This is a genomic window from Flavobacterium ustbae (genome assembly GCF_003946915.1).
Lineage (GTDB): Bacteria > Bacteroidota > Bacteroidia > Flavobacteriales > Flavobacteriaceae > Flavobacterium > Flavobacterium ustbae.
Genome location: NZ_RPOC01000016.1, coordinates 43,585 through 62,860, shown reverse-complemented (window position 1 = coordinate 62,860; position 19,276 = coordinate 43,585). Strand labels below are relative to the sequence as shown.

General features: G+C 33.9%; 15 protein-coding genes. 10 read left to right on the top strand and 5 right to left on the bottom strand.

Translation table 11 applies throughout. From position 1 onward, the window contains the following. Nucleotides 1–411: 411 nt before the first annotated feature. The 4 genes from EG814_RS16970 to EG814_RS16955 form a co-directional block, all read right to left on the bottom strand. Nucleotides 412–1,335, bottom strand: coding sequence for a helix-turn-helix domain-containing protein (locus EG814_RS16970; protein WP_125723090.1), 924 nt, complete (start codon nt 1,333–1,335; stop codon nt 412–414). Nucleotides 1,336–1,787: 452 nt separating this feature from the next. Then, nucleotides 1,788–2,348: a 2'-5' RNA ligase family protein gene (locus tag EG814_RS16965; RefSeq protein WP_125723089.1), complete on the bottom strand. Its 561-nt coding sequence runs from the start codon at nt 2,346–2,348 to the stop codon at nt 1,788–1,790. Nucleotides 2,349–2,372: 24 nt separating this feature from the next. Next, nucleotides 2,373–2,684, bottom strand: a complete 312-nt coding sequence (locus tag EG814_RS16960) for a hypothetical protein (RefSeq protein WP_125723088.1) — start codon at nt 2,682–2,684, stop codon at nt 2,373–2,375. 552 nt (nt 2,685–3,236) lie between these two features. Continuing rightward, nucleotides 3,237–4,268 (bottom strand): AraC family transcriptional regulator, encoded by a 1,032-nt coding sequence (locus tag EG814_RS16955; protein ID WP_125723087.1) that lies wholly within the window; start codon nt 4,266–4,268, stop codon nt 3,237–3,239. Nucleotides 4,269–4,375: 107 nt separating this feature from the next. Here EG814_RS16955 and EG814_RS16950 point away from each other — a divergent pair, with 107 nt between their 5' ends. The 3 genes from EG814_RS16950 (at nt 4,376) to EG814_RS16940 (ending at nt 9,539) form a co-directional block, all read left to right on the top strand. Beyond that, entirely contained in the window at nt 4,376–6,766 is a 2,391-nt protein-coding gene (locus EG814_RS16950) for a TonB-dependent receptor (protein ID WP_125723086.1), read from the top strand. Nucleotides 6,767–6,790: 24 nt separating this feature from the next. Further along, nucleotides 6,791–8,023 carry a DUF4374 domain-containing protein gene (locus EG814_RS16945; protein ID WP_125723085.1) on the top strand — a complete coding sequence of 411 codons (1,233 nt, stop codon included), beginning with the start codon at nt 6,791–6,793 and terminating at the stop codon, nt 8,021–8,023. A 145-nt stretch (nt 8,024–8,168) separates the two neighbouring features. Then, a complete protein-coding gene (locus tag EG814_RS16940) occupies nt 8,169–9,539 on the top strand; it encodes a PepSY-associated TM helix domain-containing protein (protein ID WP_235831003.1) in 1,371 nt (456 codons plus the stop codon). An 88-nt stretch (nt 9,540–9,627) separates the two neighbouring features. Here the strand turns inward: EG814_RS16940 and EG814_RS16935 are convergent, their stop codons facing one another. Continuing rightward, nucleotides 9,628–10,563 (bottom strand): alpha/beta hydrolase, encoded by a 936-nt coding sequence (locus EG814_RS16935; RefSeq protein ID WP_125723083.1) that lies wholly within the window; start codon nt 10,561–10,563, stop codon nt 9,628–9,630. Nucleotides 10,564–10,968: 405 nt separating this feature from the next. On the opposite strand from EG814_RS16935, the gene EG814_RS16930 reads away from it, so the two are divergent. From EG814_RS16930 to EG814_RS16900, 7 genes are all read left to right on the top strand, one after another. Further along, entirely contained in the window at nt 10,969–12,564 is a 1,596-nt protein-coding gene (locus EG814_RS16930) for an MFS transporter (RefSeq protein WP_125723082.1), read from the top strand. Between the two features lie 97 nt (nt 12,565–12,661). Further along, nucleotides 12,662–13,501 (top strand): 5-dehydro-4-deoxy-D-glucuronate isomerase, encoded by an 840-nt coding sequence (kduI, locus tag EG814_RS16925; RefSeq protein WP_125723081.1) that lies wholly within the window; start codon nt 12,662–12,664, stop codon nt 13,499–13,501. 3 nt (nt 13,502–13,504) lie between these two features. Continuing rightward, on the top strand, nt 13,505–14,296 hold the full coding sequence (locus tag EG814_RS16920) for a gluconate 5-dehydrogenase (protein ID WP_125723080.1): 792 nt from the start codon (nt 13,505–13,507) through the stop codon (nt 14,294–14,296). A gap of 24 nt (nt 14,297–14,320) precedes the next feature. Then, nucleotides 14,321–15,721 carry a glucuronate isomerase gene (gene uxaC / locus EG814_RS16915; RefSeq protein ID WP_125723079.1) on the top strand — a complete coding sequence of 467 codons (1,401 nt, stop codon included), beginning with the start codon at nt 14,321–14,323 and terminating at the stop codon, nt 15,719–15,721. Between the two features lie 63 nt (nt 15,722–15,784). Further along, nucleotides 15,785–16,804, top strand: a complete 1,020-nt coding sequence (locus EG814_RS16910) for a sugar kinase (RefSeq protein ID WP_125723078.1) — start codon at nt 15,785–15,787, stop codon at nt 16,802–16,804. Nucleotides 16,805–16,814: 10 nt separating this feature from the next. Next, nucleotides 16,815–17,483, top strand: coding sequence for a bifunctional 4-hydroxy-2-oxoglutarate aldolase/2-dehydro-3-deoxy-phosphogluconate aldolase (locus EG814_RS16905; RefSeq protein ID WP_125723077.1), 669 nt, complete (start codon nt 16,815–16,817; stop codon nt 17,481–17,483). Between the two features lie 219 nt (nt 17,484–17,702). Further along, complete coding sequence (locus tag EG814_RS16900; protein ID WP_125723076.1) at nt 17,703–19,148, top strand: tagaturonate reductase; 1,446 nt, start codon at nt 17,703–17,705, stop codon at nt 19,146–19,148. Nucleotides 19,149–19,276 lie beyond the last annotated feature (128 nt).

Sequence of the window (19,276 nt, the reverse complement as noted above, 5' to 3'; positions counted from 1 at the left end):
CAAAGGTAGAAGTTAAGTGATGTTTGAAGTTTGTAAATATCAAATCGATGTTTGCGAAATTCAAATCAGATGCAAAAATCCAATTTTTTAAATTCCAAATTCCAATTCTCATTTTATGTCTTCCTGAGCGGAGTCGAAGGACACGCAACGTATATCCAAGATGCGGATGTATAGCATGAGAACCTTATACTTCGCTCAGGGGGAAAAGAATACGGAATTGCTTATTCTAAAATAGAATCCGAAGGATTCAAATGTTTATAGAATACATATCCCCCACGAATTATATGACCCCGAAGGGGTCAAACACAACGAACTAAATAATATGCTATAAACATTTGAATCCTTCGGATTCTCAATCGTATCAAAAAATCTACAATCTACAATCTACAATCTACAATCTAAAATCTAAAATCAGCTTCTAAAAGCAATCGGCGTAAAGGTTGTTTGTTTTTTAAAGAAATTAGAAAAATGCGCTAATTCTTCAAAACCAAGAGAATAGGCAATTTCAGAGATATTCCAATCGGTTTGTTTTAAAAGTATTTTGGCTTCGTTGGTTAATCTGCTGCTGATTAATTCTGTGGTTGTTTTTCCAGTATTTTCCTTTAAAACTTTATTTAAATGATTGACATGCACTGATAATCTTTCGGCAAAATCTTTGGCAGTTCTTAGTTCTAATCGCTGGTTTGGCGATTCAATCGGAAATTGTCTTTCTAATAATTCAGCAAATAAAGAAGATACTCTTGCTGCGGAATTGTGCTTAGAATATAATGCCGTAATAGGCTGTAATTTTTGACCAAAGTGAATTAACTCCGCAACATAATTTCGGATTAAGTCATATTTGTAAACATAATCAGAGTTGATTTCTTTTTGTATTTTGTTGAATATCAATTCTACTTCTGAAACTTCTTCGTCTGAAAGCTGAAAAATCGGGTAACCGTCTGAAGCGAAAATTGGGAGTTCGTCCAGATCAATTCCGCTTTTACTTTTAGAAAGAAATTCACTTGTAAAAACACAAAATTGGCCTCCTTGATTGGTGTCTTGCGGTAAATAATTGTACGGAATTTTGGGTGTCGCAAATAACAATCCTTGTTTTTCGATTTCGATTATTTTATCGGCGTATTCAGCTCTGTTATGGCCTTTTATCAAACTTATTTTGTAGTAAGCTCTTCTGTCATAAGGCATAACTGGTTTTCCTTGCATGCGCTCTAGAAGCTCTTTTATATCGAAAACATTAAAGTGCCCAATTTCTTTCTGAATGTCATTTGGAAGCAAAGAATTAGGGTCAACGGTTGATCCTTCGGTGATGTCTTTATAAAATGAGTCAAGAGATTTCATAGTGTTGAAGTTTGCAAAAATCAAATATACGTTTTTTTTAGTGGCTAAGATGTTAAGGTGCTGAGGTGTTAAGTTTTTTTAACCGCAAAGGGCGCTAGGAATTACGCAAAGGGCGCAAAGTTGAATTTATTTAAGATTTAAAAAGTGCGCAAAGCTTTGTATGATTTATTCAGAACATAGCCCAAGGTTTCAACCTTGGGTACGCAATGAATTCATCTCTAGATAGATCGAAGGATGATGAAAAATAAAACGGGTTAAGTTTATTTAAGATTTAAAAAGTGTGCAAAGCTTTGTGTAATCTATTTCAGAACATAGCCCAAGGTTTCAACCTTGGGTACATTTAGAGAGGAATTTGCTGTGTACCCAAGGCTGAAACCTTGGGTTATGGCTTAGCTATAATGAAACTTTACGTCCTTTGCGTAATCCTAGCGCCCCTTGCGGTTAATAACGTATTAAAACAAACTCGCCTGAACAAACTCAGGCTGCGGATTGTTTCCAAAAGGGAAAGTATCAGTAACAAAAAACTGTTTTACTGCAGGATTAAATTCTCTCAAAACAATCGAATCACAAAGAAAAACGAGATCGATTGTTGTAAATAATTCTGATGCTATTTTTAAGTTTTCTGAAGTTAATCGTCGTCCGATTGATAGGTGTGGATCCTCGCTTTTTTTTAATTTTAAGGGTTTTAAAATTTCGTGAATCTTTTTCATTATTGGTATTAGATTGCTTTTAGATTCTTCGTTAGCAGCAATGTAAAAAGCCCCTGCATGCTCATAGAATCCAAAATGATCTAAATGTACTTGAGAAGGTGTAAAGGTATCCGCTATTTTAATCAGCTTTTGTTTAATAGAATCAATTTTAGAATCATCAATTGTAAATTCACAAATGGTAATATGAGCTTCAGAATTGCAGCTATTATACCAATCTATTTTGCTTCTTAAGAAGTCTTTCATTTTCTTAACAGGATCAACCAACTCTTTAGAATAAAAGACAACCGAATATGTTTTTTCCATTTTGATACTTTAAAGAAAACAAATTTAAAGCTTTCCTTTCAAATGCAGCCTATGCAGGATTTCCGATTTCAATAAACCGCTTCCGCCTCCAAAATGTTCAATAACTTCGACATCAGGTTGATGTTTTACGCAGAAAGAGGTAAACTCTTTTTCGATATGATCTTCAATTGCAGAACTCAAAAGCACAATATCTATTTTATTGTTTTGAAAGTATTCTTGAGCTTCCTTTTCGTTATTAAAAGCAACTCCATTCCAGTTCTCATCTGCGTTAACCAGACGAAGCAAAATAGCTAAAATAGCTTCATTTTTTCCGAGTAATAAAAATTGTAGCTTCATTTTTTTGAGGTTCTAAGTTATTAAGTTACTAAGGTACTGAGGTACTGAGCTTCTAAGCTTCTAAGAAATTATCTAATTATCTACTTGCGTTGACAAATTTAGTCAGGGATTTAGAAAAAGTGACTTAATCTAGGACAAGAAATATGTTTTTTATTTTTTTACCAACTTTCTCGATAAGAATCTAGTATTTTCTTTTACAAAATTTAGTTAAAGTTGCTTTTGGCAATATTTTGCTACACAACCAATTAAACTTTTTGTTTTGTTATAATGATGTTAATTTTTCGTTGAATGTGGAAAACCGTAAGGGAATCTCTCTTGAGCATTTTAATTTTGGGCTGTTGAAATTTAATAACAATGCTGTTTTTGCCTTTTTTAGAATATCATTTTAAGTTTTAACATTCATGTTTTTTGGAGAAACATTTTTTTTTGAATTAAATTTTGACATATTCATTTGATCGTGGGTACTTGTATAAGAGTTTGCACTATACATTAATGTCTAATTTTTTAGGGTTTTAAAAGGAAGTCGACGGATTGAATTTTGAAACCCTTTTTTTATAAAGCAAACGAAAAAACAAGTAAGAAAAACGGAATGATATCGGTATTGATTTTAAACTTTTGAGGCGAGAATCCGTAATAGTTTTTAAAAGCAGCCGAAAAATGAGAAACATCTTTATAACCGCATTTATACGCCGCTTCGCTTACCGTTGCAATTTTGTTTTGAAATAATTCTCTAGCATGCTCCATTCTCAGTTTTATGATATAGCTCTTAACGGTGGTTCCGAAACAAGCTTTAAAACCTTTTTTGAGTTTGAATTCGTTTAGCGAAATAAGTCTCGAAAGTTCAACCAGAGTAGGGGTATTTCTATAATCGTTTTCTAATATTTTTTTTGCTTGTAAAAGCTTGCTGAAATCTTCTTCACTAATTTTTTCTGAAATTAAAGGCTTGGTAACCAAAGTTTCAAGCTGATGAATAAGCAGCTCTTTGATTTTACTTTCGATATAAATTCTTTTTAAAACGCCTTCTCGTGTGCAATTTTTTATTTCGGATGTTACCCATTGAATCGCGGGTGTAAAAGGAAGGTATTTTGTCGTTAAATAAGAAGATTGTTTGCCTAGAATTTTTTTTGAAAATTTCTCATGCAAGTGCCAGTCTTCGTTGATAATGTTATAATAGAATTCTTTAGAAAGTATAATCGACAAGTAATTTACATCTTTCTGGGCCGGAATTTTAAATGACCCTTTAAAATTGTTGGTGTAAAAAATATTATGTGTATTTTCTTTAGAAAACTTTTCGCTTTCCAGTTGGTCAATGTATGTTTCTACATTACTGGTATAAATAAAATTCATTACAATCGATTCTTCATCAATTTCGAAAAGAATAGTTTTTGGTTTTGAAAAATATAACTGAGTATCAAGTAGAACTAGTCCTTCAGTTATAAGATGCCTGCTTTTTATTGTTTCTGAATCTTCATTTTGGATATTGACATTTTCTTCAGTTAAAATGCTTTTTGGGTAATAATTATCTCCAATTTGAATTTTAATTATAGGCGTTTGAGAAGTTAAAAGAGTGGCGTTGATTTTCAAAATTTAATCCGTTTTTACAAAATAATAATCCGTTTTTCCCTATCTTTTATCAAGACGTTGATGGTACTTTTGCAGCAAAGTTATTTATAATTAGTCTAATTAAAGATATGTCAACGCGTAAATTTTTATTTTTTATTTCATTTTTGTTCTTTTCAATCGTATTAAAAGCTCAGCAAAATCAAGGTTTTTTGGTATCGGGACAAGTTACTGAAAAATCAGGTCAAACAATTCCTTTTGCAACCGTAATTATTGATAAAACGGATTTAAGCATGATTTCGGATGAAAACGGGAATTTTGTTTTTAAAAATGTGAAGCCCGGAAAATACACTTTGAAAATTTCTGCTATTGGATTTTCAGGTCAGAAAAAGCAAATTGAAGTTTTAGATAATAACGTTACAATTTCACTTCAGTTAGACAATGAATTGCAAGAATTAGAAAGTGTTACTGTTATCGGACGTACCGCAACAGATAAGGTTAATAAACAAGCTTATAGTGTTACAGCTATTGATGCTAAGAAATTGCATAATACCACTTTAGATCTTTCTCATGCATTAGACCGAGTTTCTGGTGTACGAGTACGTGAACAAGGAGGGGTAGGCTCACAATCAGAACTGGCTATTAATGGTTTCTCGGGTAATCAAATTAAAGTTTTTATTGATGGAATTCCAATGGACAATTTCGGGTCATCTTTCCAATTGAATAATATTCCAATTAATCTCGCAGATCGTGTTGAAGTTTACAAAGGTGTAGTGCCAATCTGGCTGGGTGGAGATGCTCTAGGAGGTGCAGTAAATATCGTAACCAACAGCAAACCGAGAACTTATTTTGATGCTTCTTATTCATTTGGTTCTTTTAATACTCATAAAACGGCAATAAATGCTGGATATACGGCAAAGAGTGGTTTTACAACAGAAATCAATGCTTTTCAAAACTATTCAGATAATAATTATTGGGTAAATGTTGAAGCAGCAGATTTGAAAACGGGCGAATATTTCCCAAATGCAAGAGTGAGAAGATTTCATGATACTTACCATAATGAAACCGTAATTGTAAATGTTGGTATTACCGGAAAAAAATATGCTGATAAATTATTAATCGGTTTTACAGGCGGACAAAATAAAGCCGATATCCAGACTGGAGCAAGAATGAAAGCTGTTTTTGGAAGCCGTTATACACAAGGAAATATCTTAATGCCAACTATTAAATATCAGGTAAAAGATTTATTTACAAAAGGTTTGAATGTGAACTTAAACGCAAACTACAATTTTGGTGAAGAGCAGACTGTAGATACAGTTTACAGAAAATACAACTGGTTTGGAGATTACATTCAGTACAGTGGTGCTGGAGGTGAGAGGAGCAGAACATTAATGAAATTAAAAGACAATAATGGTATTGTAAATGCCAATGCAACCTATAGTCTTGGTGAGCGTCATTCGTTTATGTTGAATAACACTTTTACAACTTTTGATCGTAAACAAGAAGATGAATTAGTTCCAGAATCTATAGCGTATCAGCAGCCAAGAAAAACGCAAAAAAATATTTTAGGGTTAGGATATAAATTCGATTATAATAAAAAATGGAGTACTTCTGTGTTCTTAAAAAATTACGATCTATTTACAAAATATTCAAGAAGTTATAATCCTAGCGGGAATGCGGGTGACATTGCATATCAAATATTTGAAGATAAAACTTCTACACTTGGATATGGCGCTGCATCAAGTTATTACCTAAGAGAGAACCTGCAAATAAAAGCTTCTTTTGAAAAGAGTTATCGTCTTCCAGGCTCTAGAGAACTTTTTGGTAATCCGAATGAAAACGTTGCACCAAACATCGATTTAAAGCCTGAAACTAGTTACAACTACAATTTGGGAGCAAGTTATCAAACAAGTTTCAATAAAGTAAATGCGTTGGCTTTTGATGTAAATTTCATGTATCGCGATGCTAGAGATTTTATTAGAAACACATTATTTACCAATCAAGTAGACAGTTATTCAGTAAATCTTGGTAAAATGACCAATTATGGTGTTGATGGAGAGATTAGATATTCGTACCGAAAAAGATTTACAAGTGGTATCAACTTGACCTATCAAAATCTTCGTAATATGACTAAATATGAACCAGGCGAAAACTTTGTGTCTTGGTTCTACAAAGATAGAATTCCTAACATACCTTATATGTACGGTAATGTTGATGCGACTGTATTTTTTAATGATGTGTTTAAAAAAGGCAACAACTTATCTGTTGGTTATAATTTACTATATGTTCATACTTACTATTTGTCTTGGCCTAGCATGGGAAGCAAAGACAGTAAATTAGAAATTCCACAGCAATTCAATCACGATTTAAATGCAGTATATACACTTGCAGACGGAAAGTACAATATTGCTTTTGAATGTAAAAATCTGTTCGATAATAAATTATATGATAATTTTTCATTACAAAAACCAAGTCGCGCTTTTTATATAAAATTCAGATACTTCTTTAGCAAATCAAATTAATAAATTTTTTAACACCATAATAATATGAAAAAAGGTAACAAATTAGCTTTATTCGCAGCTTTTATAGCTTTTACAACATTCTCATGCAGCAGTGATGATAATTCTGGAAACGGAACTGGAGGAGGAGAAGATACAGGTAAAACAAAATATATCATTACAGCAACTACTGGGGCAGTAGGAATTGCAGATTACTTATTGACTACTGATGATGTTTCTACAGGAACAATTAGTACAATTGGTAATGGTATTGAACAAGACGGAACTTACCGTTATTACATTACAGCACAGAATAACTTTTTTAGTTTATTGTACGGACAAGGAAATCCAGGTGCTGTAACTACTTATAATTTAACAAGTGAAGGTAAATTGCAGAAAAAATCTGATTTTCAGGCAGAAACGGTACACGTTTTTGCTGCTGTAAACAAAGATATTTTAACTGTTAAAGTTCCAAGAAGTGGTGCAGCATCTATCGCTATGATGTACAAAATTGATGCTGAAAAATCATTAATTACTGGTGAAGCACAACAAGATACTAAAAAATTAGCTGGAAACGGAGAAAGAGCCTTCTTTACATGGGCAACTCAAGTAGGAGATAAAGTATTTATGCCGTACATGAGTATTAAAGGTGACGGATTAGACAACTTTGGTACAGCTAATCCAGATAGTACTTGGGTAGCAGTTTACAATTATCCAGAACTTAAATTAGAAAAAGTAATCAAAGACAACCGTACAAGTTACTTAGGAGCTTACTTTACAAACGGATTATTCCAAGATGAAAATGGTGATGCTTACGGTTTCTCTGGTGCAATTGCTACCAGCAATGCGACTTTGACTTCTACTAAACCATCAGCGGTTGTAAAAATCAAAAAAGGAACTACAGAATTTGACAAGTCTTATTTCTTTAATGTTCAAGAGAAATCTGGAGGATACAAAATCTCTTCTACTACTTATATTTCAAAAGGAAAATTCCTATTGTTAATGTACGGAAATGCGGGTAAAAATAATGGTGCTGTAAAAATGGCAATTGCAGATGTTTACAATCAGACATTTACTTGGGTAACAAATGCGCCAGAAACATTGACTTCTGTTACTAGCCGCTACAACATTACATCAGAAGATGGTAATTCTGCGATTGTAGGTATAAATACTCCTGAAGGAAGCTGGATTTACTCAATCAACGGTACAACTGCTGTTGCAACAAAAGGTATGAAAGTTGAAGGTGGTCAAATTACTGCAATCCAAAAATTAAAATACTAATATTTTTTTGCCGTAAGTCCTTATTTTTTTATGAGGACTTACGGTTTTTTTATTTATCCTATTTATCTATCCGATTATGTTTTCTTCGTCAAAACCAAAACCTAATAACAAGAAAAAAAGTAAAAAGTCGCTTTTTAAGCGTATCATGGCTTGGCTACATTTGTGGCTTGGGTTAGCCTCTGGAATTATTGTAGTAATTGTCAGTCTTACAGGCTGTATTTATGTTTTTGAAAATGAAATAAAAGATTTTATTGAAGACTGGCGTTTTGTAAAGCCTCAGGAAAAAGCATTTTTACTTCCGTCGCAATTGGTATCGATTGCAGATAAAAAAATGAAAGACAAGAAAGCTACAAGTGTGACTTTTGGAGCAAAAGACGAAGCAGCAATTGTGGGTTATTTTGTGGAGAAAAAAGGAGAAGGTGAAAGAGGCGGAAAAGGCGAACATAAAAAAGGAGAAAGAAAAAGGGATTTTGCTAAAAATGAAAATGCCAAATCAGAAGTAAAACCGCAAGGAAAAGCCGCTGAAAAAAGGAAAGGAAAAGGAAAAGGTGAAAAACGCAAAGGCGGTAGAAGATCTGGAACTTTTATTAGCGTTTATATGAATCCGTATACGGGAGAAGTATTAAACGTAAAAACTTTTTCGAGAGGAGATTCTCCAGATTTTTTCAGATGGATTTTAAACGGGCATCGTGCATTATGGCTTCCTTATGATATTGGGAGACCAATTGTAGGAGTTGCAGTTTTAATTTTTGTCGTGCTATTAATTTCAGGTATCGTTTTATGGTGGCCTACAAAATGGATAAAATCTATAATAGATAAAAGTTTTAAAATTAAATGGGATGCCAGCTTTAAACGTGTCAATTATGATATGCATAATGTACTTGGTTTTTACAGCTGTATTTTCCTGTTTTTTATAGCCGTAACGGGTTTAGTATGGAGTTTTGGATGGTGGAGTAAATCATTATATTGGGTAACCTCTGGAGGTAAACCGCTTACAGAAAATCGCGAATCTCCAAAGTCTGATACCACTCATGTAAAAGAATTCAATATCACAACAGCCGATAAAGTTTTATTGAATATAAGAAAAGAAAATCCTCAGGCTGCTGGAATTATGATTAGCATTCCTGGGAAACCTGCAGATCCAATTGGCGCTTTTGTTTACAAAAAGAAACACACTTTTTATAACATGGACCGATACAGTTTTGATCAGCAGAGTTTGAAAGAAATCTCGATTAAAACACCTTTCTCCGGAAAGTATATCGAGGCCAATATTCCAGACAAAATCCGACGTATGAATTATGATATTCACGTAGGAAGTGTTCTTGGACTTACAGGTAAAATTATTGCATTTTTAGCGAGTTTAATTTCTGCCAGCTTACCTATTACAGGATTTATTATTTGGTGGGGAAAACAGAAATTTGGCAAAAAGAAACCTGCTCCAAAACCAAAAGCAGCAAGTAAGGCAATTCCTGTCCCTAAATTGAAAACTACAGCAGAACAAGAAGTTACTGCTTAAACATACTAAAATGGTTTTTTTAATTCCTTTTTTGTTTTTTTTTTTTTTGATAAGGGGCAAAACTTGTAAAAGTTTTGCCCATCTTTTTTTAATTATAGCCGTTTGCTTTTAGCCATTCTTCGCAATCTCTTGTCCAAAATTTGCTAGTATCAGCAACGCCTAAACCAAATCCGTGACCTCCTTTTTCATAAATGTGCAACTCTGCTGAAACACCATTTTTCTTTAAAGCCAAATAGTAATTGATGCTGTTTTCTGGTATTACGACAGTATCGTCTGTCGCGTGAATTAAAAAAGTAGGCGGTGTTTTTGAAGTAACTTTCTTTTCATTCGAAAATGAATCTATTAATTCTTTTGAAGGATTATTTCCAAGTAAATTGGTTTGTGAACCTTTATGCGTAATTTCATTTTCCATTGAAATTACAGGATAAATCAATAGCGAAAAATCGGGACGCGCGCTAACCTTAAAAGCCGACTCATATACGTTATCGTCATAATGGGTTGAGGCAGTAGAAGCCAAATGTCCTCCAGCAGAAAAGCCTAAAATCCCAATCTTATTCGCGTCGATTTTCCATTTTGATGCATTTTGCCTTACGTAGCGAATGGCTTCTTGAGCATCTTGCAACGGACCAACGTTTTTGTTTTTCATTGTTAAATCGGTCGGCATTCGGTATTTTAATACAAAAGCGGCAATTCCTAAACTATTAAACCATTCTGCAACTTTTGTTCCTTCTTTATCAAAGGCCAAATGAGTATAGCCGCCACCTGGACAAATAACAACTGCTGTCTGGTTTGGTTTTATTTCTTTCGGAATAAAAATGCTTAAAGTAGGTACAGAAACCTGGCTTGTGCTCTGCATTTTCCCCTCTTTTATAACTTCTTTTTCCTTGTAATCTGCTTTTATTTCGTCAGGAATTTTACTCCAAAGCGGGATTACTTGATTTTGTGCACTAACATTAAAAATTCCTGAAAAAAGAAGAAAGCTAAAAGTTACACTTCTTAAAGTTTGTGTTTTTGAGGTTTTCAATTTGATTATAATTAATTGTTTGACAATTGTTTATTCTAGTTTACTGAAAGAAATTAAATAACTTGACCAGAAAGAAAAATTAGAATGTAATAAACTTACAAAATATAGATTTTAGGACAATTTTACCCCATAAAAAGGATAAAATTCGCCTATTGCCTTTTAACAAATATATTGTTTAATGTGTAATTTTGTATTCTTTTTTTTATGTAATATGTTTATTTAATGACTTAAAATAATTTTTCATACAATATTATTTGGATTGTACAGATTAAAAACTATATTTGTGCAATCGATTACATTAATTTTCTTTAAAGATGCTAATTTATTGATTTTAATATTTTTAGAAAGCAGTAAATATAGTCTTTTAAGATCACCAAAATTATAAAACTATAATACCCACTTACTATGAATCAAACCGAAACTGTTGCCGCAAATCAAAGCATCAAAAGTACAGGAAAATACCGTTGGAGTATTTGTGCATTGCTGTTCTTCGCAACCACAATCAATTATCTAGATCGACAAGTTCTTTCGTTAACATGGAAAGATTTTATTGCGCCAGAATTCCATTGGACCAATAACGATTACGGAAATATTACCGCTTTATTTTCTATTTTTTATGCAGTTTCTCTTTTGTTTGCTGGCCGATTTGTAGATTGGTTAGATACTAAAAAAGGATTTCTTTGGGCAATCGGAATTTGGTCTATAGGAGCTTGTCTTCATGCATTCTGCGGAATTGCCACTTCTGGAATTATTACAGGAGAATGGTTTGTTGGGTTTCATGGCTCAAAAGAAATAATTGGTACAATAAGCGATACAGCGTTGGTAATCAATGTGAGTGTAGCTTTATTTATTTTTGCTCGTTTCGTTTTGGCTGTTGGAGAAGCAGGAAACTTTCCGGCGGCTATTAAAACTACAGCAGAATATTTTCCTAAAAAAGACAGAGCCTTTGCCACGAGTATTTTCAATGCTGGAGCAACAGTTGGAGCTTTAGCAGCGCCAATCACGATTCCTTTTATTGCAGAATCTTTTGGATGGGAAATGTCATTTATTATCATTGGAGCTTTAGGGTTTATCTGGATGGGATTCTGGATGTTTATGTATGATAAACCAGAGAAGCATACAAGAGTTACGCCAGAAGAATTAGCTTATATTCAGCAAGATGATATTGCAGATAGTAAAATTGAAGGGTATAAGCCAGAAACTGCTGCTAAAGTTTCTTTAAAAGATTGTTTTAAATACAAACAGACTTGGGCCTTTGCTTTTGGTAAATTTATGACAGATGGCGTTTGGTGGTTCTTTTTATTTTGGACACCAGCTTATTTAAGCTCAGTTTACGGAATGGATTCTACGCAAGCAGCTTTTCCTTTGTTTATATTGTATATGATTACTTTGCTTTCTATTATTGGCGGATGGCTTCCAACATATTTTGTGGAGAAAAAAGGAATGAATCCATACGAAGGAAGAATGAGAGCGATGTTGATTTTTGCTTTTTTTCCTCTATTAGCTTTAGCGGCTCAGCCGTTGGGTTATATCAGTTATTGGGTTCCCGTAATCATTATTGGTATTGCAGGTGCGGCGCATCAGTCTTGGTCTGCCAATATTTTTACAACAGTAGGAGATATGTTTCCAAAGAAAGCAATCGCAACTATTACTGGTATCGGTGGATTAGCAGGAGGTGTTGGCTCAACATTAATCAATAAAGGTTCTGGTGTATTGTTTGATTTTACACAAAGAAATTGGAGTTCAGTAAACGGCCAGCCATTATTAGAAAAATATCCACAGTTTCAAAATGCAGTATCAGAAAAGGCTTTTCTTGCTGAAAAAGGAATAGGAAGTTTAGAAGAGTTTTTAAAATCGCTTTCTGCTTCTGGAGAAAATGTAGTGAACGGAATAAACTCTGGCTATATGATTATTTTTTCTATCTGTGCAGTCTGCTATTTAACAGGATGGATAGTAATGAAAACTTTAGTTCCTAAATACCGTCCAATTACCGATCTTTAATAGTTTTTTGATAATTGAAGCATTTTTTTTCAATTCAATTATGCTATTTAAATTTAAAAATATAATTTTGTGCAATCGATTACATTAATTTAAAATTATGACAAAATATAGTTCAAGATACGCGTCAAGCCCAGAAGCTGTTAAAAAATATGATACGCAGCAATTGAGAGAAGAATTCCTGATTGATGACTTAATGCAGGAGGATGAAGTAGTATTGGTTTACTCGCATTACGACAGATACATTGCAGGTTCTGCAGTTCCTGTTAAAGGCGATTTAACTTTAGAAACTATAGATCCGCTAAAGGCACCTTATTTTTTGGAAAGAAGAGAATTAGGCATCATCAATGTTGGTGGAAGCGGTTCTGTTGTGGTTGAAGGAACAACGTATGAGTTGGGTTTTAAAGATGCTTTGTACATCGGAGCTGGAAATAAAGAAGTTGTTTTTAAAAGTGATGACAAAAACAATCCTGCTAAATTCTATTTAAATTCTGCACCAGCGCACACCACTTATCCAACTAAGAAAGTAAGTTTAGTTGAAGCGAATAAATTACAGTTAGGAACAATGGAAACAGCAAACCACCGAACTGTAAACCAAATGATTATTGGAAGTGTGGTGACAACTTGCCAATTGCAAATGGGAATGACAGAATTGAAACCAGGAAGTGTTTGGAATACAATGCCAGCGCACGTTCACGATCGTAGAATGGAAGTGTATTTTTACTTAGATATTCCGCAAGATCAGGCAGTTTGCCACTTTATGGGACAACCGCAAGAAACAAGACATATCTGGATGAACAATCATCAGGCAGTAATTTCTCCGCCTTGGTCAATTCACTCGGGTTCAGGAACCAGCAATTATACTTTTATCTGGGGAATGGCGGGTGAAAATTTAGATTATGGAGATATGGATGTTTGTAAAATCACTGATTTAAGATAAGAAATGACAAATTTATTTGATATAAAAGGAAAAGTTGCCCTTATCACAGGTTCTACACACGGACTTGGAATGGCAATGGCAAAAGGATTAGGTCAAGCCGGAGCTACGATTGTAGTAAACGGAAATTCTTCTCAAGAAAAAATTGATAACGCTGTAGCGGAATTAAAAAGTGAAGGCATTAATGCAGTTGGTTACAAATTTAATGTAACTGAAGAGCAAGAAGTGAAAACAGCGGTTCAGAAAATTGAAAGTGAAGTTGGATCAATCGATATCTTGATCAATAACGCCGGAATTATTAAAAGAATTCCATTGTTGGATATGGAGGTTTCAGATTTCAGAGAAGTGGTTGATATTGATTTAGTAAGTCCGTTTATTGTTTCTAAGCACGTTGCAAAAGGAATGATTGCAAGAAGACAAGGAAAAATCATCAACATTTGCTCTATGATGAGTGAATTGGGAAGAAATACAGTTTCTGCTTATGCTGCTGCAAAAGGAGGCTTAAAAATGCTGACTAAAAACATGGCGACAGAATGGGCAAAATACAACGTTCAAATCAACGGAATCGGACCTGGTTATTTTGCTACTGAGCAGACAAAGCCAATTCGTGTAGACGGGCATCCTTTTAATGATTTTATTATTAGCAGAACGCCAGCTGCAAAATGGGGAGATCCAAGCGATTTAGCCGGAGCAGCGATATTTTTATCATCTAAAGCAAGCGATTTTGTAAACGGTCACATTTTGTATGTTGACGGAGGAATCCTTGCGACAATCGGAAAACCTTCAAACGAAGAATAATTTTCAAATTTTATTTTAAAAGACATGAGCCAGACTTTCATCAACGATAATTTTTTATTAGAAAATAAATATGCTGAAGAGTTGTATCACAATTACTCTAAAAATCAGCCAATTATTGATTACCATAATCACTTAAATCCGCAGTTTATTGCCGAAGATAAAATCTTTGATAATATCACTCAGGTTTGGATTAACGGTGACCACTACAAATGGCGTGCAATGCGTACATTGGGAATCAACGAGCAGTTTGTAACAGGAAACGGTTCAGATAAAGATAAATTCTTAAACTGGGGAAAAACAGTTCCGTACACGATGCGTAATCCGTTATACCACTGGACACATTTAGAATTGGCTCGTTATTTTGATATTTATGATTTATTGAATGAAAAGTCAGCTGAGAAAATTTATTTAGAAACTTCAGAAAAAGTAAATTCTCCAGCGTATAGCACACAAAACCTGCTTAAAAAAGTAAACGCTGAACTGGTTTGTACGACAGAAGATCCAATCGATACATTAGAATTTCACCAGAAATTCGCAAACAATTCGACTGGAATCAAGATGAGTACGGCTTTCAGACCTGATAAAGCCATCTTAATTGCTAATGATGGATATAATGCATATCTGGACACATTAGGGGATGTGTCCGGAGTTGCAATTAACACGTACGCTGATTTGCAGTCTGCTTTGAGAAAAAGAATCGAATTCTTTAACGCAAACGGATGTAAATTAAGTGATCACGGTTTAAATCAAATTGATTTTGAAAACTTTACAGAAAGTGAAGTCAATGCTATTTTCAAAAAGAAAAGAGAAAACGGCGAACTGTCTCCAGAAGAAGTTCTAAAATTCCATAGCGCTATTTTAGTTTTCTTATCAGAAACCTATCATGAGTTTGGATGGGTACAGCAGTTTCACTTAGGTGCATTGCGTAACAACAATGCTCGTATGCACAGAATCTTAGGTCCAGATACAGGATGGGATTCTATTGGAGATTTTCCACAAGCTCAAAAATTATCTGCTTTCTTAAATGCTTTAGATAGTAAAGATAAATTGACTAAAACGATCATTTACAACTTAAATCCTGCTGATAACGAAGTTATGGCAACGATGATCGGAAATTTCAATGACGGAAGCGTTCGTGGAAAAGTACAATTTGGTTCAGGATGGTGGTTCTTAGATCAAAAAGATGGAATGACAAAACAATTGAATGCTTTGTCTAACATGGGGTTAATCAGCTGTTTTGTTGGGATGTTGACAGATTCTAGAAGTTTCTTATCGTTCCCAAGACACGAATATTTCAGACGTATTTTATGTAATCTTTTGGGAGACGAAATCAAAAGAGGAGAATTGCCAAACGATATGGAATGGATCGGAAAATTAGTTTCTGACATCTCATACAATAACGCAAAAGAGTATTTTAAATTTTAATTAAAGTTTAACCGCAAAGTTCGCAATCCCGATAGCTATCGGGAGTGACAAAATAAATATAACATGAGTAGAGTAGTTGCATTTGGAGAAATCATGCTTCGTCTTTCGACAGAGAGACATTTACGTTTTTCGCAGTCTACAGCATTTGGTGCTACATACGGAGGCGGTGAATTTAATGTTTGTGTTTCGTTGGCAAATTACGGAGTAAATGCTGAGTTTGTTACCAGACTGCCAGAAAATGAAATTGGTTTTTCGGCATTAAAAGAAATGAGAAAAATGAACGTGGAGTCGAAAAACATTGTTTACGGCGGAGAACGTTTAGGAATTTATTTCTTAGAAACTGGCGCGGGAACACGAGGAAGCAATGTGGTTTACGATCGTGCTCATAGCGCTATGTCGACTATTCAAAAAGGACAAGTTGACTGGGAAACAGTTTTAGAAGGAGCAGAATGGTTTCACTGGAGTGGTATTACGCCAGCAATTTCTCAAAGTGCTGCAGAAGCTTGTTTAGAAGCGATTAAAATCGCTCACAAAAAAGGAATTAAAATTTCTTGTGACTTAAATTACAGATCAAAATTGTGGCAGTATGGCAAAACGCCAAGCGATGTAATGCCAGAAATGCTGCAATACAGTAATGTGATTTTAGGAGATATTGATACAGCTTATTTCATGCTTGGAATTCCAAAAGTGAATCCGAATTATCAGGATGAAAAAACGCTTCCTGCGTTATATGATAAATTGTTTCAATTAATTCCGAATTTGAAGATTGCTGCAACAACGCTTCGTTATTCTGTAAGTGCTTCGCACCAAAGAATCGGCGGAATTTTATACGACGGAAAAGCAATTCATAGCGCTGCTGTTAAAGAAGTTACTCCAGTTGTAGATCGCGTAGGAAGTGGTGATGCTTTCATGGGCGGATTAATCTATGGATTATTAGAATATAACAATAACCAAAGAGCATTAGATTTTGCAGTTGCAGCTTGTTGTTTAAAACATACAATTGCTGGAGATTACAACTTGGTTTCCTTAAAAGAAGTGGAGAATATGATTGATGGTGATGGTTCTGCATTAGTATCAAGATAATAAAATAGAAATGGCAAAATATTCAAGAATTGAAGTGGCATCTCAAATGAAAGAGAACGGAATGGTTCCGCTATTTTTTCATTCGGATATCGAATTAAGTAAGAAAGTTTTAAAAGCCTGTTATGACGGAGGAGCCCGATTAATGGAATTTACAAGTCGTGGTGATTTTGCACATGAAGTTTTTGGAGCTTTAAATAAATATGCTTTAGCAGAACTTCCGGGAATGATTCTAGGTGTAGGTTCTGTTACAGATGCAGCTTCGGCTTCATTGTACATGAGTTTAGGGGCGAATTTTATTGTAACGCCCGTTTTTAGAGAAGATATAGCTATAGCTTGTAACCGCAGAAAAGTGCTTTGGTCACCAGGCTGCGGAACTTTGACAGAGATTGCAAGAGCGGAAGAATTAGGCTGCGAAATTGTAAAATTATTTCCTGCTGATATCTATGGGCCAGAATTTATCAAAGCAATAAAAGGACCTTGCCCATGGACAAACATTATGCCTACAGGAGGTGTTTATCCAACGGTTGAAAGTTTGAGTTCTTGGCTAAATGCCGGTGCGACTTGCGTTGGTTTAGGTTCGCAGTTAATCTCAAAAGATATATTAGACAATCAAGATTTCGAAGGACTTACTGTAAAAGTGAAACAGGTTCTTGACATTATAAAAGACATTAGAAAATAAGATTAAGGAGTAATCATGCCAACTCCTTATTTTATAAGTTTTTTTTAGATTTTTAGAGATTGTAATTGAGCATTACGCTTGAAAAATTTGGTCGGCCATTCCTCACAGCAGACTTTATTTTACCCAATCGAGTGTAATGTTTCATTTACAATTTTAAAGGCAGAAATAAAGGAATAAGGTTTTTAATGGTTATTTAAAACACTTTAAAGAAAATTTAAAATGAAAAAATTAAATAGAATAAATACAGGATTAGAAAAGTTACAGCCAATTAAAGTAGTTCAGTTTGGAGAAGGGAACTTTTTAAGAGCTTTTGTAGATTACGCTTTTCACAAACTAAATACTGAAGTTGATTTTAATGCCGGTATTGCAATAGTTCAGCCTTTGAAGGATGGTATGGTAAACCTGATTAATGAGCAGGACGGTTTGTATACTTTGTTTATGAACGGAATCAAAAAAGGCGAAAAAATACAAAATATTGAGTTAATTTCTAATATTGTAAAAACTGTAAACCCTTATACTGAATTTGCAAATTATTTGGCTTTGGCTAAAGAAGAAGAACTTCAGTTTATTGTTTCTAATACTACTGAAGCTGGAATTGAATTCATTGCGAGTGATACTCCAGACATGCAGCCACCCGTGTCATTTCCTGCAAAGCTGACGGTTTTATTATATGAAAGATTTAAACATTTTAATGGTAATGCCTCTAAAGGAGTTACAATAATTCCTTGTGAATTAATTGATTATAACTCTGAGACGCTTAAAAAATATATTTTACAATATGTTGATTTATGGAAATTAGAAGATGCATTTAAAACTTGGGTATCTGATGCTTGTACCTATCACAGTACTTTGGTTGACAGAATTGTTCCTGGATACCCAAGAGCTGAAATTGAAGAATACAATAGTAAATTAGATTATCAGGACAATTTAATTGTTGCTGCTGAACCTTTTTTCCTTTGGGCTATTGAAGGTGGAGATGATTTAAAAGCAAAATTACCTTTTGATAAAACAGATTTGAATGTGAAAATCGTTGATGATATACGTCCTTTTAAAATGATTAAAGTTCGTATTTTAAATGGTTCTCACACGGCAATGGTTCCTTTTTCACTTTTATATGGCAACAAATTAGTGATGGAAACAGTTAACGGAGATTTTACAGGAAAATTTGTAAATAGCGTTATTGGTGAAATTAGTGAAACTCTTGATATGGATAAAAATGAAATTACTGCCTATTGTGAGGAAGTGATGGATCGATTTAAAAATCCATTTATCAAACACGCACTTGCTGATATTGCATTAAATTCTATCTCGAAATTCAAAGTAAGAGTTTTACCTAGTTTATTAGGATATTATAATACTAACAAAAAATTGCCTGTTAATTTAACTTTCTCATTAGCGAGTTTAATTCGTTTCTATAAAGGAACATGGAACGGACAGGAATTGCCGGTTAAAGATGGTGAAGATATAGTAGCTTTCTTTAGCGGACTTTGGAAATCTGATGATTACGAGAAAATCGCTCGTTTAACATTACAAAACAAATCTTTCTGGGATGAAGATTTAACAGAAATTCCAGGTCTTACAAGAGCAATCACAATTGCTTTAGAAGAAATCGATTCAAACGGAATTGAAGCTGGTTTTGCTAAATTTCAAGAAAGAATAAAATAAATAGGATCTAAGAATTAAAATCTAATTTGATCTGCTGAAATCTTTTAATCCCGATAGCTATCGGGAGCGTGAAATACGAATCGATTTTTTCACGCAGATTCACACAGATCAAAGCAGATTTAAATAAG

What these genes read in the sequence shown, in the direction of transcription:
- EG814_RS16970 (WP_125723090.1), bottom strand. Translation starts at nt 1,335, where the DNA reads ATGAAATCTCTTGACTCATTTTATAAAGACATCACCGAAGGATCAACC.
- EG814_RS16965 (WP_125723089.1), bottom strand. Translation starts at nt 2,348, where the DNA reads ATGGAAAAAACATATTCGGTTGTCTTTTATTCTAAAGAGTTGGTTGAT.
- EG814_RS16960 (WP_125723088.1), bottom strand. Translation starts at nt 2,684, where the DNA reads ATGAAGCTACAATTTTTATTACTCGGAAAAAATGAAGCTATTTTAGCT.
- EG814_RS16950 (WP_125723086.1), top strand. Translation starts at nt 4,376, where the DNA reads ATGTCAACGCGTAAATTTTTATTTTTTATTTCATTTTTGTTCTTTTCA.
- EG814_RS16945 (WP_125723085.1), top strand. Translation starts at nt 6,791, where the DNA reads ATGAAAAAAGGTAACAAATTAGCTTTATTCGCAGCTTTTATAGCTTTT.
- EG814_RS16940 (WP_235831003.1), top strand. Translation starts at nt 8,169, where the DNA reads ATGGCTTGGCTACATTTGTGGCTTGGGTTAGCCTCTGGAATTATTGTA.
- EG814_RS16930 (WP_125723082.1), top strand. Translation starts at nt 10,969, where the DNA reads ATGAATCAAACCGAAACTGTTGCCGCAAATCAAAGCATCAAAAGTACA.
- kduI (WP_125723081.1), top strand. Translation starts at nt 12,662, where the DNA reads ATGACAAAATATAGTTCAAGATACGCGTCAAGCCCAGAAGCTGTTAAA.
- EG814_RS16920 (WP_125723080.1), top strand. Translation starts at nt 13,505, where the DNA reads ATGACAAATTTATTTGATATAAAAGGAAAAGTTGCCCTTATCACAGGT.
- uxaC (WP_125723079.1), top strand. Translation starts at nt 14,321, where the DNA reads ATGAGCCAGACTTTCATCAACGATAATTTTTTATTAGAAAATAAATAT.
- EG814_RS16910 (WP_125723078.1), top strand. Translation starts at nt 15,785, where the DNA reads ATGAGTAGAGTAGTTGCATTTGGAGAAATCATGCTTCGTCTTTCGACA.
- EG814_RS16905 (WP_125723077.1), top strand. Translation starts at nt 16,815, where the DNA reads ATGGCAAAATATTCAAGAATTGAAGTGGCATCTCAAATGAAAGAGAAC.
- EG814_RS16900 (WP_125723076.1), top strand. Translation starts at nt 17,703, where the DNA reads ATGAAAAAATTAAATAGAATAAATACAGGATTAGAAAAGTTACAGCCA.